Annotated in this window: 19 protein-coding genes; 5 read left to right on the top strand and 14 right to left on the bottom strand. The window is 59.6% G+C overall.

Annotation, left to right across the window (positions count from 1 at the left end; translation table 11 throughout):
• Nucleotides 1-28: 28 nt before the first annotated feature.
• On the bottom strand, nucleotides 29-379 hold the full coding sequence (locus CAG44_RS07455) for a VOC family protein (protein ID WP_085663735.1): 351 nt from the start codon (nucleotides 377-379) through the stop codon (nucleotides 29-31).
• 318 nt (nucleotides 380-697) lie between these two features.
• On the opposite strand from CAG44_RS07455, the gene CAG44_RS07450 reads away from it, so the two are divergent.
• A complete protein-coding gene (locus CAG44_RS07450) occupies nucleotides 698-1852 on the top strand; it encodes a LuxR C-terminal-related transcriptional regulator (RefSeq protein ID WP_085663734.1) in 1155 nt (384 codons plus the stop codon).
• Nucleotides 1853-1871: 19 nt separating this feature from the next.
• Here the strand turns inward: CAG44_RS07450 and CAG44_RS07445 are convergent, their stop codons facing one another.
• The 13 genes from CAG44_RS07445 to CAG44_RS07385 form a co-directional block, all read right to left on the bottom strand.
• Nucleotides 1872-2834 (bottom strand): acetyltransferase, encoded by a 963-nt coding sequence (locus CAG44_RS07445; protein ID WP_085691869.1) that lies wholly within the window; start codon nucleotides 2832-2834, stop codon nucleotides 1872-1874.
• Nucleotides 2831-3313, bottom strand: a complete 483-nt coding sequence (locus CAG44_RS07440) for an SRPBCC domain-containing protein (protein ID WP_085663732.1) — start codon at nucleotides 3311-3313, stop codon at nucleotides 2831-2833. Before CAG44_RS07440 ends, CAG44_RS07445 begins: the two co-directional genes overlap by 4 nt.
• Nucleotides 3314-3330: 17 nt before the next feature.
• A complete protein-coding gene (locus CAG44_RS07435) occupies nucleotides 3331-4125 on the bottom strand; it encodes an SDR family oxidoreductase (protein ID WP_085663731.1) in 795 nt (264 codons plus the stop codon).
• A 17-nt stretch (nucleotides 4126-4142) separates the two neighbouring features.
• Entirely contained in the window at nucleotides 4143-5330 is a 1188-nt protein-coding gene (locus tag CAG44_RS07430; RefSeq protein WP_085663730.1) for a sulfotransferase, read from the bottom strand.
• The gene (locus tag CAG44_RS07425) at nucleotides 5327-6439 is read right to left on the bottom strand and encodes a DUF1214 domain-containing protein (protein WP_085663729.1); all 1113 of its coding nucleotides are present in this window, start codon (nucleotides 6437-6439) and stop codon (nucleotides 5327-5329) included. The genes CAG44_RS07430 and CAG44_RS07425 overlap by 4 nt, the downstream gene beginning before the upstream one ends.
• A 161-nt stretch (nucleotides 6440-6600) precedes the next feature.
• On the bottom strand, nucleotides 6601-7644 hold the full coding sequence (gene dmpG, locus CAG44_RS07420) for a 4-hydroxy-2-oxovalerate aldolase (protein WP_085663728.1): 1044 nt from the start codon (nucleotides 7642-7644) through the stop codon (nucleotides 6601-6603).
• Nucleotide 7645: 1 nt separating this feature from the next.
• Complete coding sequence (locus CAG44_RS07415) at nucleotides 7646-8566, bottom strand: acetaldehyde dehydrogenase (acetylating) (RefSeq protein WP_085663727.1); 921 nt, start codon at nucleotides 8564-8566, stop codon at nucleotides 7646-7648.
• A gap of 31 nt (nucleotides 8567-8597) precedes the next feature.
• Nucleotides 8598-9386: a fumarylacetoacetate hydrolase family protein gene (locus CAG44_RS07410; RefSeq protein ID WP_085663726.1), complete on the bottom strand. Its 789-nt coding sequence runs from the start codon at nucleotides 9384-9386 to the stop codon at nucleotides 8598-8600.
• Between the two features lie 9 nt (nucleotides 9387-9395).
• Entirely contained in the window at nucleotides 9396-10214 is an 819-nt protein-coding gene (locus CAG44_RS07405) for an alpha/beta fold hydrolase (RefSeq protein WP_085663725.1), read from the bottom strand.
• 131 nt (nucleotides 10215-10345) lie between these two features.
• Nucleotides 10346-11131 carry an enoyl-CoA hydratase/isomerase family protein gene (locus CAG44_RS07400; protein ID WP_085663724.1) on the bottom strand — a complete coding sequence of 262 codons (786 nt, stop codon included), beginning with the start codon at nucleotides 11129-11131 and terminating at the stop codon, nucleotides 10346-10348.
• Nucleotides 11128-12402, bottom strand: coding sequence for an acyl-CoA dehydrogenase family protein (locus CAG44_RS07395; RefSeq protein WP_085663723.1), 1275 nt, complete (start codon nucleotides 12400-12402; stop codon nucleotides 11128-11130). The genes CAG44_RS07400 and CAG44_RS07395 overlap by 4 nt, the downstream gene beginning before the upstream one ends.
• A 28-nt stretch (nucleotides 12403-12430) precedes the next feature.
• Nucleotides 12431-13462 carry a phosphotransferase family protein gene (locus tag CAG44_RS07390; protein ID WP_085663722.1) on the bottom strand — a complete coding sequence of 344 codons (1032 nt, stop codon included), beginning with the start codon at nucleotides 13460-13462 and terminating at the stop codon, nucleotides 12431-12433.
• Between the two features lie 44 nt (nucleotides 13463-13506).
• On the bottom strand, nucleotides 13507-14127 hold the full coding sequence (locus tag CAG44_RS07385; protein ID WP_085663721.1) for a TetR/AcrR family transcriptional regulator: 621 nt from the start codon (nucleotides 14125-14127) through the stop codon (nucleotides 13507-13509).
• Between the two features lie 126 nt (nucleotides 14128-14253).
• Between CAG44_RS07385 and CAG44_RS07380 the strand changes: the two genes are divergently transcribed.
• Genes CAG44_RS07380 through CAG44_RS07365 form a run of 4 tightly spaced genes read left to right on the top strand, consistent with a single transcriptional unit; the run spans nucleotide 14254 to nucleotide 20310 of the window.
• Nucleotides 14254-15972 carry a class I adenylate-forming enzyme family protein gene (locus CAG44_RS07380; RefSeq protein WP_139832732.1) on the top strand — a complete coding sequence of 573 codons (1719 nt, stop codon included), beginning with the start codon at nucleotides 14254-14256 and terminating at the stop codon, nucleotides 15970-15972.
• Between the two features lie 27 nt (nucleotides 15973-15999).
• A complete protein-coding gene (locus CAG44_RS07375) occupies nucleotides 16000-17037 on the top strand; it encodes a zinc-binding dehydrogenase (protein ID WP_085663719.1) in 1038 nt (345 codons plus the stop codon).
• Nucleotides 17038-17076: 39 nt separating this feature from the next.
• Nucleotides 17077-18825, top strand: a complete 1749-nt coding sequence (locus tag CAG44_RS07370) for a thiamine pyrophosphate-binding protein (protein ID WP_085663718.1) — start codon at nucleotides 17077-17079, stop codon at nucleotides 18823-18825.
• 54 nt (nucleotides 18826-18879) lie between these two features.
• A complete protein-coding gene (locus CAG44_RS07365; protein ID WP_085691868.1) occupies nucleotides 18880-20310 on the top strand; it encodes an MFS transporter in 1431 nt (476 codons plus the stop codon).
• Nucleotides 20311-20313: the final 3 nt, after the last annotated feature.

Raw genomic sequence — 20313 nt, 5'->3', positions numbered from 1 at the left:
GTAAGGGCGTGGGTTGCGCCGCCGTGGGTCAGGCGCCCTGCAGCTTCTGCGAGATCACCAGTTGGAAGCACGACTGCGCGGGCTCCAGCACGGCGCGCCATTCATGTGGGCCTTGCTCAAGCGGGTGGCGCAGGGCAGCTCCGGCATTCATCAAGCGCTCGACAATGTTGTGGATGTCGTCCACAACCTCGATCACCAGGGCTGGGCGTTGCACGATTCGCTCCTGTTCACTGGCCAGGGTGAGGTTCATCGGCACCGCCTCGAATGCTGCATAACGCTGCTCGTCGCGGAACTTCAGCGCGAGCCCCAGTTCGTTCTGCAACAGGGCAATGGCGGGGTCTAGCTCTGGAACGGGGATCAACACGGCTTTGAGTTTCATTGTTATGCACTCGTACTCGGACAGGCACAGCGTACGTAGACGCTGATAGCCTTTTCATCGTCCGATGAGACTACCGCTAAGCCCGCACCGAGGCTGACGCAGAGCGGAACATCGTCTAAATGAACGATCCCCGTTGCACAACCCAGGGCTACAGTGGTATCCGTAGCTGACATTTTGAACCCGCTACCTGTAGTAGAACTGCTTGACTCCACAATAAGAACAAGTCGGAGAAACAGTATGAGACTCGCTTGGCCTGAACCTCCTTGCGCTGCTGCATTGCCTGCACCTATCGTACCCGCTGAGCTGGATAAGCCTGAAATGACCAGTCGGCCTGTAGATGTCTTCTCCCGCAGCGGGCTGTCTATCCAGGCATTCGACGGCTTGCTGGCGCACATCTACCAGGGACCACTAGAGAACCTCCCCTGGTCCACTTCGCTGAATGCTCTGCGTGATCTGCTCGACGCCAATTGGGTGACGTTGATCCTGCGCCCGGCTTCGGACCGCAACGAAGCCTTGATCATCAATGCCGGGCCGGACGGAGCCTTTATGGAGACCGGCAAATTCAGCAGCCGCACCGCCTTTACCCTCGACCCGTTCGTTGGCCTGCCGCCGGAGAAGGTACTTACTGTCGAGGAGATGATTGGTGCCAGCGACTGGCACACCAGCGACTTCTACAAGCAGTTTGTCGAGCCTTACGACATTCGATATTTACTTGGTGCGGACATCTTTACTCAGGATGGTTCCGAGTGCCGCTTCCGGGTTTGCCGCAGCCACGCCTCAAGCTCGTTCAATGACCGCGATCGGGCGATCTGCGAGTCACTGTTGCCGCATCTTAAACGCTCGATCGAACTGCACTGCCGGCTGGATCACATCGAATCGGAGCGGCGCCTGTATGCCAGCGCGGTTGACAGGATGATGCTGGGCACGGTGGTGTTCGACGAAACCGGCACGGTGATGAAGACCAATAAGGTAGCCGAGGATATCCTGCGCTCCCACGATGGTATCCAGCTCTCCAATGGCTCGCTGGAAGCCAAGTACTCCAACGAAAACCGGGTTTTGCAGCAGTACATTCGCCAAGCGCTGGAAACCCCCTCGCAGGCGCCCCAGGCAATGTCCATTACACGCCCATCTGGATTGGCCAAGTTTGGTGTGGCGGTAAGATCAGTACCTTTGAGTGAATGGTCGGAGGGTCGCCATCGGCCCGCAGTGATGGTGTTTCTGCGTGACCCGGAACACAAATACCAGGCATCACCGGATGCGATTCAGTCCCTGTTCGAGCTGACCCCGGCAGAGGCCTCGTTGGCGTTGCTGCTCGCCGATGGCATGACTTTGGAAGAGGCCGCAGATGAACTGAACATCCGCAAGAATACGGCCAGGGCTCACCTGCGTTCGATCTTCTCCAAGACCGGGGTCACCCGGCAGACGGCGCTGGTACGCCTGCTGCTCGGCAGTTTCACTCCGAATAACGAATGAACAGGTGCGGTACGGCCCCTCAGGGGGCCGTGAACTCGGTTTCGAATTGGCTAATAAAACCATCAAGCGAGCTCTCGGACAGCAGGTTGATACCTGCTGCGCCGCGGCGGCCGCCTCCGGTTGGGAAGCGCCGGCAAAACTCGTCAGCGGCCAGTGGGCTGTCTGCTGGTACCCGCAAACTGACGGTGTATCCGCCACTGAAGCGAGGCGACAGTATCGCAACCGCATGACCTGGGTGCGCCAGCATCAACTCGTTGGCCAGCACACCGATTGCGCGACGGGCCCAGGCTTGATCCGGCAGCATTACCACCATGGACGCCGCGCCTTGACGCAGTGGTTGAAGTTGCCGGGCGAGCGCCATGTCCTGTTCGTAACCGGCACTCAGGGCTGCGAATACATCCGATTCCTGCATGAATGCAAGTGGGTCTTGATAGGGCAGCATAGCCTCCGCCAGTGCTGCCGGATCGAAGTGCAGATCTTCGAGCCTTTCGCCGTAGGCGTTGTAGTTGAGATAGATGCCCAGCTTTTCTAGGCGCTGGCAGTGCTGCTGGTCATAGCCTGCCTGCACCGCCATCCCCTCAGCCACCTTGCGCAGGCTGTCACCATAGGCGGCGACAATGGCCCATGGGTGATGTCTTGCCTTGAGATAGCGATCCACCAAGATGCTGCTACACACATCGGTGGCGATGTCGATGCAGGCTGCGAAGTGCGGCAGGTTGGGTAGCTCACCAGCAAAATGGTGATCGAAATATCGCACGCTGACGCCGCGTTCGAGCAAGCTCAGCAAGCCCTCACGATTGCTATCCAGGGAAATGTCCAAGGCAATCACTTCATCGCCGCGGTATGCTTGAACCCGTTCCAGCAGTTTGATATCGCGCTTGATGCCGGTGACCAATAGCGCCTCACCCGGCTCCGCAAGCCTGAGCTGCTGTAGTGCACACAATCCGTCGGCGTCCCCGTTGAATGCATAGATCCGGGTCATACCTGGCCACCCTGCTGCGCGGCGTACTTGGCTTCGGCGTGATGTTTAAGGGCATCAGCTAAGGCATCGAAGCTGTGCTGCACCCAATCGCCAAACTGTTCGGTGATCCGATCAGCGTTAAGGCCGAGAAACAGATCGGTGGTGAAATAACGGCATCGATCGGCACCAACCGCCTCAATGTACTGATCCCGCCGCGCCGCATCCTTGGAGGTTTCGCTGGGTCTTTGCTCCCATGACAATAGCAAACCCGGTTCCTTGGCTACCAGGTACTCGACAACACAGAAGCGCTGCCCAGGGTTGGCGGGGTCAGCAATGTACAGGTTTACAGGGTCACCCACCTCCAGGCTGGATTCGACCGCAACGGTGAACGGATTCCAGTCGCCATAACCGGGCAGGTCGACCAGGATATCCCACACAAACTCAGCGGGAGCAGCGATCTCAACGGTTTTGGAGGTGATCAGGTTTTTTGCTTTGCTCATGGGTATCGCTCCGCTGATTAAGGGGCCATGTACTCGCCGCCATTGATGTCCAGCCAGGCGCCTGTGACGGCGCTGGTGTAGTCGGACACGAGCAGCAGTGCTGCCTTTGCGCAATCCTCGTCGGTCGGAATGCTGCCCATGGGGATGTTGCTTGCCACTGCTGCTTTCTGCTCGTCAACGCTCAGCCCTTGCTGCCGCTCGACCTGTTGCATGTATTGCTCCACTGGGGTGCCCCACATCCAGCCCATCGCCGCGGTGTTGATACGCACACCAAAGGGCGCATATTCCTGGGCCATATAGCGCACGGCTGTAGCCAGGGCGCTTTTCGATGCGGCGTAGCCGCCTTGGCCCAGCAGCGGCTTGCGCGTGACCATCGAGTTGATCATGACCATGGCACCACCGCCTTGCGCTTTCATTTGCGCAGCCACTTCTAGGGCCAGGTTCATGGTGCCGAACACGTTGGTCTGGAAGATCGCGTTCCAACCCTGGGTGCCGTTGCTTTGCAGGTTGCCCATGACATCGCCGGGGTTGTAGGCGCTATTGACCAGGCAGTCAATACGCCCGAATTGGTCTACTGTGCGCTTGACCAGGGCGCGACACTGCTCGACATCAAGGATGTCGGTCGGCCATTCAAGCACCTCGCAGTCAGTCCCCAGGGTGTCTATCCGTTGGTGGGCGTCCTGCAGTTTTGCTGCACTGCGGGCGGCTAGAACCACGCCCCGCGCACCACCGCGCACAGCCTCGAGCGCAAGCTTGACGCCAAGCCCCGGTCCGATCCCTGAAATAACAACAACTTTGCCTTGCAAAATCATGATGGACGATTCCCTGATTAAGCGCTTTTCACCAAGCGTGGAAGAATGTGGCGAGCACGATAGGCGGCAAAGTCCTGCTCAAGCTGATCTCGACGCAGGCCCATCTTCTCCATTGAATACTCATGAGCTGCGCGTTTATCGCGGCTGCTGTCGGCCAGCCAGTTGCGCATCTGTGCTTCGATCTCGGTGGTCAGCTCCATCCCGATGAAGGGGTAGATCTTCTGGATGACTTCAAGGGGCTTGGCCACTGCATCCAGGTACCACACGTCAAGAAAGTGGTCGTCAGGCAAGCTGTCGCGCACTGCGAGGGCGTCTTTGAGGCCCTTGGCAAACTTTGCTGACCAGATTTTCGCGGCCTGGCGCGGGTCTGCCTCATCGCTGAACACGCCCCAGATGGTGTGGGCAAAGCTGCTCATCGACGGGATGGTTTCGAGCGGGTCGCGGTGGGTCTGAATGATCCGTGCGCTTGGGAAAACCTTGAACAAGGTGTCCATTGCATGAGTGTGGTGCGGCGCCTTGAGTACCCAGCGCTGTGCAACCACACCGCGTTGGCGTTTCTGCCACTGGAGGAACTGCAGCTGCTTCTTCAGGTACAGGTAAGCCGGGGCCTGGTCTTGCGTGCCGAGCCAGTCGGTATAGTCAGGGACGTTGGCGTAGGCGTACATGGCACTGAGAAAGGAGTGTTCCATGAGCACGACTTCTTCGTCGCACAGTTCTGCATCCAGCGGGTGCATGGTCAACAACTCAGGCATGGCCTCGATCATCATCGCCACTTCACGCCTGGCCATGTCGATGCGTGGGTCAACTTTGCCGGCCTGGGCATCACGCAGCGGAGCAGGGTAGCGAACCTCCCACCAAGCAGGGGTGTAAAACCGTGGGTCTTGGGCCAGCACACGGTGGAGCATGGTGGTGCCAGTGCGCGGCAGGCCGACAATGACCACTGGGTCCTGGATCTGCTCCTGCAAAATCTCTGGGTAACGCTTCAGGTAGTCCTCCAGTACCAGCCGTGAGCCAAGGCTTTCGATCAAACGCTCGGCAAACAAAGGTCCACCGGTGGCGGACAGCTTGCCTTGGCGGTTGATATCGGCCACTAGGGCTTCCAGTCCGGCGCGAAAGCTGGGGTCGCCAAAATCTGTAAGGCCAGGGTTGCGCTGTAATGCCGCAGCCAGCAGTTGTTCAGTGTCCAGTGGCAGGGGAGAGGTCATGATGAACGTCCTTGCAAGAAGTCGGAAAGTTTTGCAACCCGGGTTTGTGGGTGGACCGGTTCGGTTACGCCGATCCAGCGCATGCAAAGCGTGCCATTGACATGGCCGGCTGTTTGCAGCCAGTTGGCAGCACCGGGGGAGGTGTGGGCCAGCACCATCGTCACGCTGCCATCCGGGTTGACCACGGCAGAGTGCTGGTTGCAGGCGATTCGGAAGTAGCGGTAGTCCAGAGACTCCATCCAGTAGTTGTTGATCTGGAGGTTCCAGTATTCGCAGGCAGGTACTCGCGGCAGCTCGATGAGCAACACCTCGTCTTGGGCCAAGGCCCACTGCGAGTGGTAGTAGAAGATGTTCGGATCGCCGCCGAGCTTCTGGCACAGTGCCTGGTCAGCAGGGGGCAGCTGATTGATGTGTGGCTGGTAGCTCTGCGCCCAATCGGCGAAGGTGGTGGCGGTGTTTTCGACAAAACGTGCTGCGCGCAGCAGGTTGTCGCGCAACTGTGCGGGTTGCAACACTGGTGGTTGTTGATCGTGATTGATCCGTTGGATTTTCACCTGCGCGGGTTGCGCTGCCGAGCGGTCAAGAAACACCTGGCGGATGAGCAGTTGCACGCTGTCCGCTTCGATCTGCAGCCAGTTGGCCGGGTGCGGGTGCTGACTGACGATCAGTTCAAAGCTGCCATCGTCGGCGAATTGGAGCTGGTTGCTGTCGATGAATCCGCCGGCCTCAAGGCTTGCAGTGCGCTCGTAGCCGCCACGCTTGCTGCTGAAATTGATGGTTGCCGCGCCACCACGGTGGCCACTGACTTTATAGTCATAACGGCCGTCGATGGCTGCCGCGAGGTAGCCCATGTCCGGGTTGTCAGCGCCAATTTTTGCGGTTTCGTGGGAAGGGACCATAAATACGGGAAAGTCTGGGGTGCCACCTTCAACCAGCATTTCCAGGCCGAGACGAGCCAGGCGACTTAGATAACGAACGCCCTCCGCCTGATTGAAGTCGTCTTGCGGGGCTTCTGGGCGACGCAGTACAGCGCCTGCCTGCTTCAACGCGTCACAGTAGCTTTCCCAGGCACGTTGATTGTCATTGAATGACTCTGTTGGATGCGCCACCGCTGTGCTCCTCGGGCAGATGTTGATGCGCCCAGAGTAGGAAACAGGTCAAGTTCAATCATCGTCCTTTCGGACTAAACTGGTATGGCGGCTGACTATAAGCGGCACCGCAAATAAAAAAGCCCCCGGCGCTTGCGTGGAGCGCCGGGGGCTGTGGTGGGTCAGGCGTTGCTTTCGGCCTGCTTGCTGCGCGCGCGCGCCATGTCCATGGCGGTGTCTTCAATCATGTCTTCCTGGCCCCCAACCATGCCTCGCGCGCCCAATTCGACAAGAATGTCGCGTGCACTCACGCCATATTTTGCTTCAGCGCGCTTGGCGAACAGCAGGAATGATGAGTACACACCCGCATAGCCCAGGGTCAACGAGTCGCGGTCAATCCTGACCATATGGTCCATCATCGGCAATACAATGTCTTCGGCGACATCCATGATCTTGTACAGGTCCACCCCGGTTTCAATGCCCATGCGGTTGCACACGGCAACAAACACTTCCAGTGGCGTGTTGCCGGCACCGGCGCCCAGGCCATTGGTGGAGCCATCGATGCGCGAGGCCCCGGCTTCGATTGCTGCCAGTGAGTTGGCGATCCCCATGGCCATATTGTGATGGCCATGGAAGCCGATTTCGGTGCCTGGCTGCAGTGCCTTGCGCAGCGCGGCGATGCGCACTGTGACGTCTTGCGGAAGCATGAAACCGGCAGAGTCGGTGACGTAGATGCAATTGGCGCCGTATGACTCCATCAGCAATGCCTGGCTGAGCAGCTGCTCAGGGGTAACCATGTGCGCCATCATCAGAAAACCAACGGTGTCCATCTCCAGCTTTCGTGCCAGAGCAATGTGCTGTTCGGAGACATCGGCTTCGGTGCAGTGAGTGGCAATACGGATGGTGTGAACGCCAAGATCCTTGGCCATGCGCAGGTGATCGACCGTACCAATGCCCGGCAGTAGCAATGCAGAAGCCTTGGAATGCTTGAGCTCGCCGATGACAGCGCTCAGGTACTCCTCATCGCTGTGTGCCGGGAAGCCATAATTGACCGACGCACCGCCCAGTCCGTCCCCATGAGTAACCTCCAAAAGAGGCATGCCGGCATCATCGAGGCCGCGCGCTACCGCGCGCATCTGCTCCAGGGAAATCTGATGGCGCTTGGGATGCATCCCATCGCGCAGAGTATTGTCATGCAGAGTGATTTTCTTGCCTTGCAGGTTCATATCAGGCCTCCACGGCGGCTTGGGCTTGCAGAGTCAGGTCACCGCTGAGAATTTTTTCGGCGTACAGTTCGGCCGTGCGTGCAGCAGCGGCGGTCATGATGTCGAGGTTGCCGGCGTACTTGGGCAGATAGTCACCCAATCCTTCGACTTCCATGAAGATCGACACGCGGTTGCCATCGAACACTGGACCATTCTTCAGGCGGTAGCCCGGTACGTATTTCTGTACCTCGGCAATCATCTTGTGCACCGACGCGGTGATTGACGCCTGGTCAGGCGTTTGTTCAGTCAGGCAATGAATGGTGTCGCGCATGATCATCGGCGGCTCGGCCGGGTTGATGACGATGATTGCCTTACCCTTGGCGGCGCCGCCGACTCGTTCGATAGCGCCGGCAGTGGTGCGGGTGAACTCGTCGATGTTCTTGCGTGTGCCTGGCCCGACAGAGCGCGAGGAAACCGTTGCAACGATTTCACCGTAGGTGACGGTTTGTACGCGGGATACCGCAGCTACCATGGGGATGGTCGCCTGGCCACCGCACGTAACCATGTTGACGTTCATTTGACGCTGGCCGACTTGATCATGCAGGTTGACCGACGGCACGCAATAGGGCCCGATAGCCGCGGGGGTGAGGTCGATCATGAGCACGCCAAGGGCGTTGAGCTTGCGCGAGTTCTCGGCGTGCACGTAAGCCGAGGTGGCGTCGAAGGCAATCTGAATCTCGTCGGCCAGAACATGTGGCAGCAGGCCGTCAACACCTTGGTCGGTGACTTTCAGGCCCATCTCCCGCGCCCGCGCCAGGCCGTCGGAGGCGGGATCGATACCGACCATCCAGACCGCTTCGAGCACGTCGCTGCGTTGCAGTTTGTAGAGCAGGTCGGTGCCGATGTTGCCAGGGCCGATCACGGCGCATCTTATTTTTTTCATGCTGTGGCTCCAATAAACGTGGAAGGTAGGATCATTCGGTGAAGCTGACCGATGCTGTGCCCAGGCCTTCGATGGTCAGTTCGAACCGATCGCCAGCGCGGGCCGGTACCAGCGGCGCCAAGGAGCCGGAGAGAATGATTTCGCCGGCACGAAACGGGATGCCGTGGCGCCCCAGGGTATTCGCCAGCCAGGCCACGGCCTCGGCGGGGTGGCCTTGCACTGCACTGCCCAGGCCGCTACCGGCGGGCTTGCCGTTGCAGAACATGTCCAGCCGCACCTGTTCAAGCGCCAGTTCACGAGGCGGTGTGCGCTGGTTGCCCAACACGAACACGCCACAGGAAGCGTTGTCTGCCACCGTGTCCTGAATGCGGATTTGCCAATCGTGGATCCGCGAGTCCACGATCTCGAAACAGGGCAGCACATAGTCGGTTGCGTCGAGGACATCCTCGCGGGAGACGGGGCCGGTGAGGTCGTGCTTGAGCACGAAAGCGATCTCACCTTCGGCCCGCGGCTGAATCAAACCGGCCTGGGACAGGCTGATAGCGGCGCCATCGGGGTAGTGCATGGCATCGGTGAGAAAGCCGAAGTCGGGTTGATGCACGTCGAGCATGTCCTGCACCGCTTTACTGGTGACGCCGATTTTCTTGCCGACGATGCGTTCCCCCAGCGCCTCGCGGCGTTTGAGCATCCCCAGCGAAATCTGGTAGGCGTGGTCCAATGTCAGGCCTGGGTAGCGCTGAGTGAGCGGGACGATGGTGTGCCTCTGAGTGAGTGCGCCGAACAGCTCGTCGCTCAATGCGGCGATGATGTGGTTATCCATGATGATGCCTCAGCCGTGTTGAAGAAAATCCAGGCAGGTGCGGTTGAACAGGTCGCGGTGCTCAACCATGACCCAATGCCCGCACTGATTGACCAGCACGAAGCGCGCATTGGCACATGCCTGAAGCATCTTCATGGCGCCGCTGGCAGGGCAGAATTTGTCATCAGTGCCCCAGAATCCAAGAATCGGGCACTGCAGTTCGGCCAGGCGTTCGCTGAGGTTGGGTACGCGCATGGTTGCCAGCACGTTCTTGGGTTGTGCAGCGCAGATGGGCACGCGCTGATCCAGCAGCTTGTCACTGATCAGCGCCGGATCGTAGACCAGGATCGACAGCAGCCTGCGCATGCCCTCGCGGTCCAGCACGCCGTCTGCAAAATCCTGCATCATTCGCTGGATACCTTCCATCTGGAAGTACACCTCACGCTCCTCCAACCCACCTGGCCCCATCACTATCAGACGAGACACGGCCGCGGGATGATCCAGTGCGTACTTGATGGCAATTGCGCCGCCCAGGGAGTTACCGACCAGCGCGCAGCGCGTTACACCGATGCCTTGTAGAAAGCCGTGCAGGGTCTGCACAAAGAAGTCGAGCACGTAGTCGACATCGTCCGGCTTGGACGAAAGCCCGTAGCCCGGCAGATCAAGCACAATGGTGCGATAGCCGTGGTCGTTGAACCAGGCGAAGTTGTCCTGGAAGTTGCTGAACCCGCTCGCCCCCGGGCCGCTGCCGTGGATAAATACCAGGGTTTCGCCCTGGCCATGATCGAAGTAGTTGATGTCCAGCCCGCTTGCGGTCCGGAAGGTATGGCCTTTAGGTATAGGGGTCATCGCAACGCCTTTTCAGAGTGGCCTCAGGCAAGAGCAGGCCGCAGCCTGCAATCGCCCGTTTGTTACATCATCAGCAATGGCGTTGCGCGCAGCATCGTCTGTTCAGACTAACGACATCAGACTGGCAGGCCTCAGCTCCCGGTAAAGCGTGCCGGTTGCCGCTGGAAGAACGCCTCGACGCCCAAGGCGAAGTCACGGCTGCCCGCGCATGCGCAAAAGGCTTCGCACTCAGCATTGAGGTGGGTACGCAGGTCGTTCTGCAGCGCCTGGCGCAGTAGACGCCTGGTCTGACCGAGGGCGAAGGTCGGGGCGGCGGCAAGGCGCTTGATCAAGGCTTCGGTCTGAACGACTAGAGCGTCATCGGCAATGACCTGACCAACCAGGCCCAGGCGCAGCGCTTCTTCGGCGTCAAACGGCTCACTCAACATCAGTAGCTCGAGGGCTTTGTGCAGGCCGACGACTCTGGGCAAGTGCCAGGAACCGGAGGCATCGGGGCTGGCGCCGATGCCGCAATAGGCAAAATTGAAGCGCGTGGTTTGCCCGGTCAGAATGAAGTCGCACGCCAGGGCGATGCTGATGCCAGCGCCCGCGACCACTCCGTGTAGTTGCGCGACCACCGGAATCTCCAGCTCCGAGAGCAATGCAATGGCTTCGTGCAGGGGGGATATCAGTGCTCTGGCGCGCACGGCTGAGTCGCTTTTCAGGCTTGCCAGATCGCCGCCGGCCATGAACCCCCGTCCGGCCCCATGCAGGTGCAGTACGCGCACGCCTGCCTGGCGCTGTACGGCCAGCAATGCATCACGCAGGGCCATGGCCATTTCCACGTTGATGGCATTGAGCGACGCGGGGCGGTTGAACTGGATCCGCGCAATGCCGGCTTCGACGGTCAGAATGACGGATTGATCATGTTCACTCATGAGCGCTTGCCTCCCAGCGCTGTCTGCCCCTGACCCGGCGTCAGATACAGGGCGGTTGTACCGAGGCGTTGCTTGGCGTTTGCCAGCTCCTGCTTGGCGACAGTGCGCAAGTGGACCTCATCAGGCCCGTCAATGAAATGCAGAGCCCGGCCCCACGTCCAGAGAAACGCCAACGGTGTGTCTGCGGTCATGCCCATGGCGCCGAATACCTGGATGGCACGGTCAAGCACGCGGGTCTGCAGGCGTGCGGCGACCAGTTTGATCGCTGAAACATCTACCCGGGCACTGGCATTGCCCAAACGGTCGATGGTGTCGGCTGCACGCAGCACCAGCAGCCGCGCCTGGTCGATCTCGACCCGTGACTCGGCGATCCAGTCGCGCACGTTGGAATAGTCCGCCAGGTGCCTGCCGAACGCCTTGCGCTCGAGCGCCCGGGCGCACATCAGTTCCAGCGCCAGCTCACACTGGCCGATGGTACGCATGCAGTGGTGGATGCGGCCTGGGCCGAGGCGCGCCTGAGCCAGGGCAAAGCCTTTGCCTTCTTCGCCCAGTAGGTGGTCGAGTGGTACCCGTACGTCGCGCAACAGCACCTCGCAGTGGCCTTCTACCGAGTAGTGATGCATCAGCGGCACATTGCGCACGATCTCAACCCCGGGGGTGTCCATCGGCACCAGGAGCATGGTGTGACTCTGATGGCTGGGCCCATCCTCGGCGTTTTTGCCGAGCACAATCATCAACTTGCAATTGGGGTGCAGGGCCCCGGTGGTGAACCATTTGCGCCCGTTGATGCGGTAGTGGTCGTTTTCACGCTGGATCAGCGTGGCAATGTTGGTGGCGTCGGAGGAGGCAACATCCGGCTCGGTCATGGCAAAGCATGAGCGAATCTCTCCGTCCAGCAGCGGCTTCAGCCACCGCTGGTATTGCTCCGGTGTGGCGGCAAGGTGCAGCAGCTCCATGTTTCCCGAGTCGGGGGCGTTGCAGTTGAACACTTCCGCAGCCCAAGGCAGTCTGCCCATGATCTCCGACAGCGGAGCGTACTCGAGGTTACTCAGGCGGGTGCCGGGCTCGCCGGCCCGCAACGCCGGCAGAAACAAATTCCACAGGCCTTCATCGCGAGCCAGGGCTTTAAGGTCGTTGATCAGTTCCAGGGGGTAGACGCCTTGTTCTGATTGCTCCAGCCAGCGCCCATTGGCCGGCAACAGGTAGCGATCAAAAAATTCTTGCAGGCGTTGCTGCAACTGAACCACGTGGTCAGGGTACTGAAAATTCATGCTGGCTCCATTGTTGGGCGAGGGGTGGTCAGAGCAGGTCAAGCAGTGCCAGGCCGCGACGGGCGAACGCTGTGCCCAAGTGGCTGACATCCGAGGCGTTCGCCGACGCTGCTGTCCCCAGTCGAGCGCGCGCAGCAATGCCTTCAAAAATTACGGCGAGGCGGAACAACGCGAAAGCAAAGTGGAACGGCTCAGCCATGCCCTGTTCGGGTACTTGTTGGTAATACAGCGCCAGATATTGCGGCAACTCGGCAATACCCAGGGCGGACAAATCAAGCCCGCGTAAGCCGCCGTACTCTTCTGGGAGGGTCTCCCAAGCGATGCAGTTGTAGGCGAGGTCTGCCAATGGATGGCCAAGTGTTGACAGTTCCCAGTCGAGCACGCCGATGACCCGCGGTTCGGTTGGATGAAACATCAGATTGCCCATGCGAAAGTCCCCATGACACAGCCGGGTGGTTGTATCGGCAGGTACGTGGGCGCGCAGCCAATGCAACAGCGGTGTGATATAGGGGTTGTGGGCCTGCTCAGCGGCCTCCCACTGGTTACCCCAACGGTTCAACTGTCGTGAAAAATAGTTCCCGTTGCGGCCAAAATCGCTGAGACCGACGGCGTCGATATCAACCTTGTGCAGGCTGGCCAGCGTATGTGCCATAGATTGGTACATTGTCCAGCGATCGCCGGCTGGTGCTTGAGCCAGTTGGTAATCGGAGAACACTCGGCCGTGCAAGCGCTCCATCACATAGAAGGGGGTACCCACCACGTCGTCATCGCCGTGAAACAGTAGCGCCTTGGGCACCGGTACGTCGCTGTTGGCCAATGCAGTGATGACGCGATATTCGCGGTCAACGGCATGGGCTGAAGGCAGGATTTCTCCGGCAGGCTTTTTGCGCAGTACCATCTGGCGATTGGCGTAATTGATAAAGAAGGTGGGGTTGGATTGGCCTCCGCCGATACGCTCCAGTTGCATTTCGCCGCATGTGCCTGGCAGGGTGTCACGCAGAAAGGCGTCTAGCCGGCTGAGGCTGAACTCGGTGAAAGGCTGTTGGCTGTTGCTGGTCATCAAATGTATCTCCGAAACGTGGCTTGCGGCTCAGCAGGCAGTCACTACTTGCTCAGTCCGTTCATCAGCAGATCAACGCACTGGTCGGCGATCTGCTGGGCCTTGAGAGGGCCGTTGGGGTCGTACCAGCGGGCGATCCAGCTCAGTGCACCGGCTACGGTGAAAGCGGCGAACTTCGGGTCGCAAGGTTTGAGCACGCCTTCCTCGATGCCTTGGGCGATCAGGGCTCGGAACCTCAAGTCGATACGACTTTTGAGCAGCCGGAGCTTGCGTCGGCTCTCCAGTGTCAACGGGTCTTCACCCACGCGGATCAGGCACATCCCAAAGTCGGTGGTGACGATCTGCACGTATTCGCCCATCACCGCAATCAGGTTGGCGCGGGTGTCACCGCCGCTCTGCAAGGCCTGAGTGGACGCTTGCTCCAGCCGTTGCAAGCCGATCCGCACGCATTCGAAAAGGATCTCGTCTTTGCTTTTGACGTAGTAGTAGACCGTCGGCTTGGTGATGTTCAGCCGCTCAGCCACGTCGTCTAGTGATGTAGCGTGAAAGCCTTTTTCGTTGAACAGTATTGCGGCTGTGCGCAGCACCGCCTCGCGCTTGTTTTCACGTTCGGCCTGACGGTCTTGACGACTGGCCCAGGGTGAATTCTTGCCTGACGAGTCCATGCCTGATCCTCCTGCGCTTACAGTGTTGCGGGTCGTACCGGGCGCGTTTGGTTACGCGCCAGATGGCCGGCGATAAGGCAGATCTTACTTACGAGTAGCGAGGTTTCTGAATAGTCTGAACAGACGATGCGTGAACGCCCTGGACAAGCAAAAACTTCAGGAACACGCAGGCTGCACCGGCTCAACCGGCTGACCGGCCTGGCCCGAACAACGATAAAAACGAGGTCGGCAAAGATGGTGGATCCGCGCATTGAGGAGTCCAGCGCGCAGCTCGTTACTTGCAGTGAGCCTGCAGCTACCGGGCGTTATGGCACTGCTCTGGAGATGTTTGAGGCTGCCAGAGACCGTGCTCCCGGCCGCCCTGCGCTGCACTATTTCGACGAGCAACTGAGTTACGCCCAGGTTGATCAGCGTGCTGATGCGCTGGCTGCTTATCTGCAACAAAACGGGGTGCAATTTGGCGATCGTGTCGCCTTGTACCTGCAAAACATTCCTGAATTCATGATCGCGCTTATCGCCACATGGAAACTGGGAGCGATTGCGGTGACGATTAACCCGATGAACAAAGCGCGCGAGTTGACGCTGTTAATGGACGACTGCAAGCCGGCGGTGCTGGTCTGCGGCAACGACCTGTATCAGCAAGTTGTGTGTCAGCTGCCGCTGCTACAAGACGTTCTGGTGGTATTGAGTCAAGAGCGCTCTGAACCGGCGCAGGGACAACAGACGCCCGTTGTGGTGTGCATGCCGGGCATATTTACCGCTTGGCAGGGGCAGCGGCCGCTCAGCCCAATGCTCAGCGCCGACAATACTGCAACAATTGTCTATACGTCTGGCACAACGGGAATGCCGAAAGGGGTCGAGCACAGCCATGCCGCCTTTGTGTTCAACAGTGTTGGCTTCAGGGCACATGTTGGCCTCCAAGAACATGCCTCGATCATAGGTATGGCACCGCTGTGCCATGTCACCGGCCTGGTCCTGCACATCGGCATGGCGCTGGCCTGTGCGGGGGCGTTGGTGTTAATCGGGCGCTTTGACCCTGAGTTGTTCGCGCAGGCGGTACACCGCCACCACGTCACCTTCGCAATTGGCGCCATCACGGCTTTCATTGCGCTGCTCAACTGCCCGGCGGTCACTGCGCAACAATTGCAGACCCTGCAACATGTCTATTCGGGTGGCGCGCCGATCCCGAGGTCGGTGGTCGACGCCTACGCGGGCAGGTTCGGCCAACTCATCCGCGGCGTCTATGGCCTCACCGAGTCAACGTCAGTCGCAGTGGCGGTGCCACGTGATCTACACCCGGCCTGTGACGCACAGGACGTATTGTCTGTGGGCAAGCCTGTTGCCGACACTGAAGTTCATATAGTCGACGAAGCCGGACAGGTGCTGCCACCGGGCCAAGTCGGCGAGATCGTCATCCGTGGGCCGCAGTTGATGCGTGGCTATTGGGGACGCGCCCGCGAATCCCAGGCGGCGTTCCTGTCAGGGTTTCTGCGCACTGGCGATGTTGGTTATTTGGATGACGAAGGGTGGCTGTTCCTGGTCGACCGGATGAAGGATGTGATCATCGCGTCAGGCTTCAAGGTGTGGCCACGCGAAGTGGAAGATGTTCTGTACAGCCATCCGGGTGTACGCGAAGCAGCCGTGATTGGCATCAAGGACTACTACCGCGGTGAGTCGGTCAAGGCTTATGTCAGCCTTAAGACGGGCACAGACATTAGTAACGAGGCGTTGATCGAATTCTGCAAGGCGCGCATGGCTGCCTATAAATACCCGCGAACGGTAGAAGTGCTCGATGAACTGCCAAAAACGTCTAGCGGCAAGATCATGCGTAATGCGCTGCGTTGACGCTGCAGATCGACAAGGAGAGAGTGCGTGAAAGCATTGGTGTTTCATGATCCGGGGCATGTTTCGACAGTCAGCAATGCTCAGGTCCCGACGCTGGCAAAAGGCGAAGTGCTGATCAAGGTCGAAGCCTGCGGTATCTGCGGCAGCGATCTGCATATGTTCCGGACTAACGCCCATCGCGAGATGCTGGTGCGCGTTGATGGCGATGGTTTGCAGATCCCGGGTCATGAGTTTAGCGGCACCGTCGTCAAAATTGGCGAGGGTGTCGACGGCTACCGGGTCGGTGACCGCGTAGTTGGGGTCGCAATGGGCGGCATGGCCGAACTTGTGCCGGTGCCGGTCAATCCGTTTCAGCTAGTCCATATGCCCGACAACGTGTCGTTTGCCGCAGCTGCTACCACAGAGCCACTGGCTGATGGACTGCAGATGATCCGCAAGGCGCAGATCCAGCCGGGTGAAAATGTGCTTGTGTTCGGGGTTGGCATCATCGGCCTGGGTGTGATCCAGGCGCTGAAGGCATTGGCTCCAGACATTGGCCATATTGTAGCGGTGGACGTGTCCGATACACGCCTGGCCATGGCGTTGGAGATGGGCGCGACCCATACCATCAACCCCGCCCACGTAGATCTGCTCGCTCAGGCCCGTTTGATCTGCGGTGTACTGCCGATTACCTACCCCGAAGTAAACCCCACTGATATCAGCGTGGTGTTCGAATGTGCAGGTTACCTCAAACACATGAAAGGGCCTGCGCCGCTGCAGTCGGCATTGCACCTGGTTCGGCCCGGCGACGGGCGCATCGTCTGCTTTGGCGCATACGAAAGCGGTTTCAATATCGACCTGATGCCGATGATCAACAAACAGATCACTTTGCTCGGCTCCAACGGCTACGCCGCCGAGGAGCTGGAGCAGGCCTTGCAGCTGATGGCTGAGGGCAAGGTGGACCGCGATCGCTTGATTTCCCATACCTTTGCACTCGATCACGGCGCTGAAGCGTTTGAAGTGCAAGGGGCGGGGCAGGCAATCAAGGTCATGTTCCAACCCAACTCAAGCCCTCAGCAGGGCTGACCTGTTTGTATCCAACAAGAACAAGAATGGAGACTTTACATGGCTAGGCAATCCCTGGGCGAACGCATCGCTGACCTGCTGCTGCAGGAACGCTTCGACAAGTTTTTCTCACTGCCCGAAGTCACCTTCGGCAAGCTGCACCACGCTTTGCATGATCGCGGTGTACCGCTGATCGCACCGCATCATGAAACTGCCAGCGGCTTCATGGCAGAAGCCTATGCTGCGTTCACCGGCAACCCAGCAGTGGTCGGTGCCAACTGTGGGCCTGGCGTGGTCAACCTATATTCAGCAATCGCCAACTCTTGGGAAGAACACCTGCCGGTGCTGTATCTCGGCTCTGAGCGCACTTCCCGGGCACGCAACTCGTCACGCACGTCCAGGTTTCAGGCGCCGCCGAGCCTTGAAGTAGTGCGTCCGATGACCAAGTTCGCGGCCATCCTGGAAGACCCGTTGGAGGCAGATGATCTGTTTCAGGAGGCGTTCCGCCAGCTGCGCAGCGGCACGCCTGGCCCGGTCTACATTGGCCTGCCTTTCGACATGTTGCTTGAGGAGCGTGAGTTTGGTGAGCTGGTTAGCCCAGAGCGTTATCGCTCGGCAACCTTCACTGCTGATGTCAGCGATGCCCATATAGAGGCGGCTGCGCAGATGCTGCTGCAAGCGCGAGCACCCTTGTTGCTCGGCGGCGCGGGAGTGCGCAACTCGCAATCACAGGCGCTGTTCGGCGAGTTGGCCGAGGTGCTACAAGCCCCGGTGATTCTCACCGCATCGGGCCGAGGTGTGCTGTCCGACACTCATCCCAACGTGTTCGATCTTGGCATCGAGCCCGGTGCCAGCCTGTGTCGTGACGCGGACGTCATCTTCGCCATCGGCACGCCGATTGGTGAGAAAATAGGCTTCGGCGGGCATGCCTACTCACCAGCTCAGCAGGGCTTTCCCAACTACTTCGGCGAGCCCGGCAGCCAGCGCTGGATGCAACTGGACTTGGACCCGCACAACATTGGGCGCAATCGACCAATCGACGTGGGCCTAGCCGGCGACATGCGGCTGATCCTGCCACGGCTGATCAATGCCCTACGCGGAGCCAACACTCGTGACCGCGCGACAGCTCTGGCTAAGGCGCAGGCAACTCGCAAGGCGCTGTTCGCGGCGTTCATTGAACCGGCATCAGCAGTCGATACCTCACCTATCCACCCTGGACGTGCGGTCCTGGAGGTGCAGAAAACCCTGCCTGACGACGTCGTGCTTATTCGTGACGGCGGCGCATTCAGCATCTGGATGCACAACTACCTCCAGCACCCTATCGGCGGCTTCATGTTTGCCGGCAAGATGGGCAACCTCGGCACTGGCTTGCCATACGCGCTGGGCGCAGCGCTGGCGCCCATCCATGCGGGCAAGCGGGTGTGCCTGATCACGGGCGATGGCTCGTTCGGCTTTTATCCGATGGAGTTCGAAACCGCCGTGCGCTACCAGTTGCCGGTGGTAATCGTGGTCGGGTATGACCAAGGCTGGTCGCTGGAAGTCCCTTATTACATGCACGTGTGTAAACGCACGTTCGAGGTCGATCACGGATTTGTGCGTCTGGATGACATGGCCCGCGCCATGGGCGGCCATGGTGAGTTCTGCGCGAGTGCCGAAGAGATCGGCCCAGCCATGCAGCGCGCCTGGGCGAGCGGCAAACCAGCGATCGTACAGATCGTAATTGATCGCGAAGTCAATGCCTACCAGATGCCGAACTGCCACCTTTGGACCCGCTGGCATGCCGACAAGGCTGTTTATAGCGACGAATAAGTGCACTTGGCGCGCCTAGAACGGGGCGCGCTGGCTTCGACCCAGAGGTGGATTATGATTACCCGTAATCAATTCGCGAGCGCGAGTGCGCGCCGATGGATGGCCAGTGCCACAGTGTTACTCGGCACCATCGCGTTAGGCTTTTCGGCAACCATGGTGATGGTTGCGCTGCCGGCAATGATGAAGGCATTCGACGTCAACCAGGACATGATTCAGTGGATGGCGACCGGCTTTCAGATCACCGCCACTACATCGATTCTTGCCACCGGTTGGCTGACCGGGCGCTTTGGCTTGCGTGCGGTTTACATCGCTGCACTGCTGATCTTCACCATCGCCTCACTCCTCGGTGCCTACGGCGACTTTGCCAGCGTTGCCATTGCAGCGCGGGTGTTGCAGGGCGTCGCCATGGGGCTGGTGCCGGCAGTCGCGCTGATCACCATCGCGCAGGTGTTCCCCGCGCACGCGGTTGGCCTGGCGATGGGGGTATTCGGCGTTGGTGCGGTTTTGGCGCCCGCCATTGGACCGGCGGTAGCGGGTGTGCTGTTGGCGCCGTATGACTGGCCGGTGATATTTCTGTTCCCGTTGCTGTTCAGCATTCCTGCATTGCTGCTGGCGGTGCGATATATCCCGGATGCCCCTAAAGCTGCTGTGCAAAAGCCGTTTGACTGGCTCGGCATGCTGCTGTTAACGATCTTCATCATTGCACTGCTCAACGTTACAGGCCTGGGGCTGAACAGCGGCTGGACCCACTGGCAGACCCTTGCCTGCCTGGGCCTGAGCCTGTTGAGCCTGCTGTGTCTGATTGTGTGGCAATTGCGCTGCGCTGCGCCCTTACTGGAACTTGAGTTGTTGCGCGACTCCCGTTTCCGCCAGGTTCTGGGGGTAGCTTTGGTGTATGGCTTTTGCCTGTATGGCACCAGCTACCTGATTCCATATTTCCTCCAGAGCGCGGCGGGCTATACACCCGCGGATTCGGGCGCGGTCCAGGTACCTGGTGGGGTGGTCGTGGTGCTGGTGATCTTTGTTGCAGGCGCGCTGTGTGATCGAGTCGGTGCGCGCCGGGTCACCCAGGCGGGCATCGCGCTGTTCGCCCTCTCAAGTCTGGGGTTCACCTTCTTACTGCCGGGCGCTGGCTTTTGGCAAGTTGCGGCATGGTTCACCTTGAGCCGGATCGCGATGGGCATGCTGATCCCGTCTACCAGTGTTGCGGCGATCCAGTCGGTCACGCCTCAGCTGTTGCCTTACGCCTCCACCACCATGAATTTCGCCCTGCAGCTCGGTGGTGCGATTGGCATCAACGTCTTTGCGATCTTCTATCAATGGCGGCTCGATACACCTATTGCCGGCGCATTTGCAGCCTTTCATGAATGTTTCTGGCTGGCCGTCGGCTTGATGGTGCTGGCGCTCTTGCCCGCCACCCGCATCAGCAAAGCGCCGGCCACACAAGGCTACAACGCGGCTAACACGAAGGTTTCATGTTCTTGAAGG

It is taken from the genome of Pseudomonas sp. B13(2017) (assembly GCF_002113245.1).
GTDB classification, from domain to species: domain Bacteria; phylum Pseudomonadota; class Gammaproteobacteria; order Pseudomonadales; family Pseudomonadaceae; genus Aquipseudomonas; species Aquipseudomonas putida_Z.
The sequence above is the reverse complement of the archived record's forward strand: the minus strand, read 5'-3'. Positions and strand labels throughout refer to the sequence as shown.

Excerpts from the sequence above, each read along its gene's own strand:
- CAG44_RS07365 (WP_085691868.1), top strand. The coding sequence starts at position 18,880 with ATGATTACCCGTAATCAATTCGCGAGCGCGAGTGCGCGCCGATGGATG.
- CAG44_RS07410 (WP_085663726.1), bottom strand. The coding sequence starts at position 9,386 with ATGGATAACCACATCATCGCCGCATTGAGCGACGAGCTGTTCGGCGCA.
- CAG44_RS07395 (WP_085663723.1), bottom strand. The coding sequence starts at position 12,402 with ATGAATTTTCAGTACCCTGACCACGTGGTTCAGTTGCAGCAACGCCTG.
- CAG44_RS07455 (WP_085663735.1), bottom strand. The coding sequence starts at position 379 with ATGAAACTCAAAGCCGTGTTGATCCCCGTTCCAGAGCTAGACCCCGCC.
- CAG44_RS07390 (WP_085663722.1), bottom strand. The coding sequence starts at position 13,462 with ATGACCAGCAACAGCCAACAGCCTTTCACCGAGTTCAGCCTCAGCCGG.
- CAG44_RS07445 (WP_085691869.1), bottom strand. The coding sequence starts at position 2,834 with ATGACCCGGATCTATGCATTCAACGGGGACGCCGACGGATTGTGTGCA.
- dmpG (WP_085663728.1), bottom strand. The coding sequence starts at position 7,644 with ATGAACCTGCAAGGCAAGAAAATCACTCTGCATGACAATACTCTGCGC.
- CAG44_RS07400 (WP_085663724.1), bottom strand. The coding sequence starts at position 11,131 with ATGAGTGAACATGATCAATCCGTCATTCTGACCGTCGAAGCCGGCATT.
- CAG44_RS07385 (WP_085663721.1), bottom strand. The coding sequence starts at position 14,127 with ATGGACTCGTCAGGCAAGAATTCACCCTGGGCCAGTCGTCAAGACCGT.
- CAG44_RS07380 (WP_139832732.1), top strand. The coding sequence starts at position 14,254 with ATGCGTGAACGCCCTGGACAAGCAAAAACTTCAGGAACACGCAGGCTG.
- CAG44_RS07435 (WP_085663731.1), bottom strand. The coding sequence starts at position 4,125 with ATGATTTTGCAAGGCAAAGTTGTTGTTATTTCAGGGATCGGACCGGGG.
- CAG44_RS07415 (WP_085663727.1), bottom strand. The coding sequence starts at position 8,566 with ATGAAAAAAATAAGATGCGCCGTGATCGGCCCTGGCAACATCGGCACC.
- CAG44_RS07430 (WP_085663730.1), bottom strand. The coding sequence starts at position 5,330 with ATGACCTCTCCCCTGCCACTGGACACTGAACAACTGCTGGCTGCGGCA.
- CAG44_RS07440 (WP_085663732.1), bottom strand. The coding sequence starts at position 3,313 with ATGAGCAAAGCAAAAAACCTGATCACCTCCAAAACCGTTGAGATCGCT.
- CAG44_RS07450 (WP_085663734.1), top strand. The coding sequence starts at position 698 with ATGACCAGTCGGCCTGTAGATGTCTTCTCCCGCAGCGGGCTGTCTATC.
- CAG44_RS07405 (WP_085663725.1), bottom strand. The coding sequence starts at position 10,214 with ATGACCCCTATACCTAAAGGCCATACCTTCCGGACCGCAAGCGGGCTG.
- CAG44_RS07370 (WP_085663718.1), top strand. The coding sequence starts at position 17,077 with ATGGCTAGGCAATCCCTGGGCGAACGCATCGCTGACCTGCTGCTGCAG.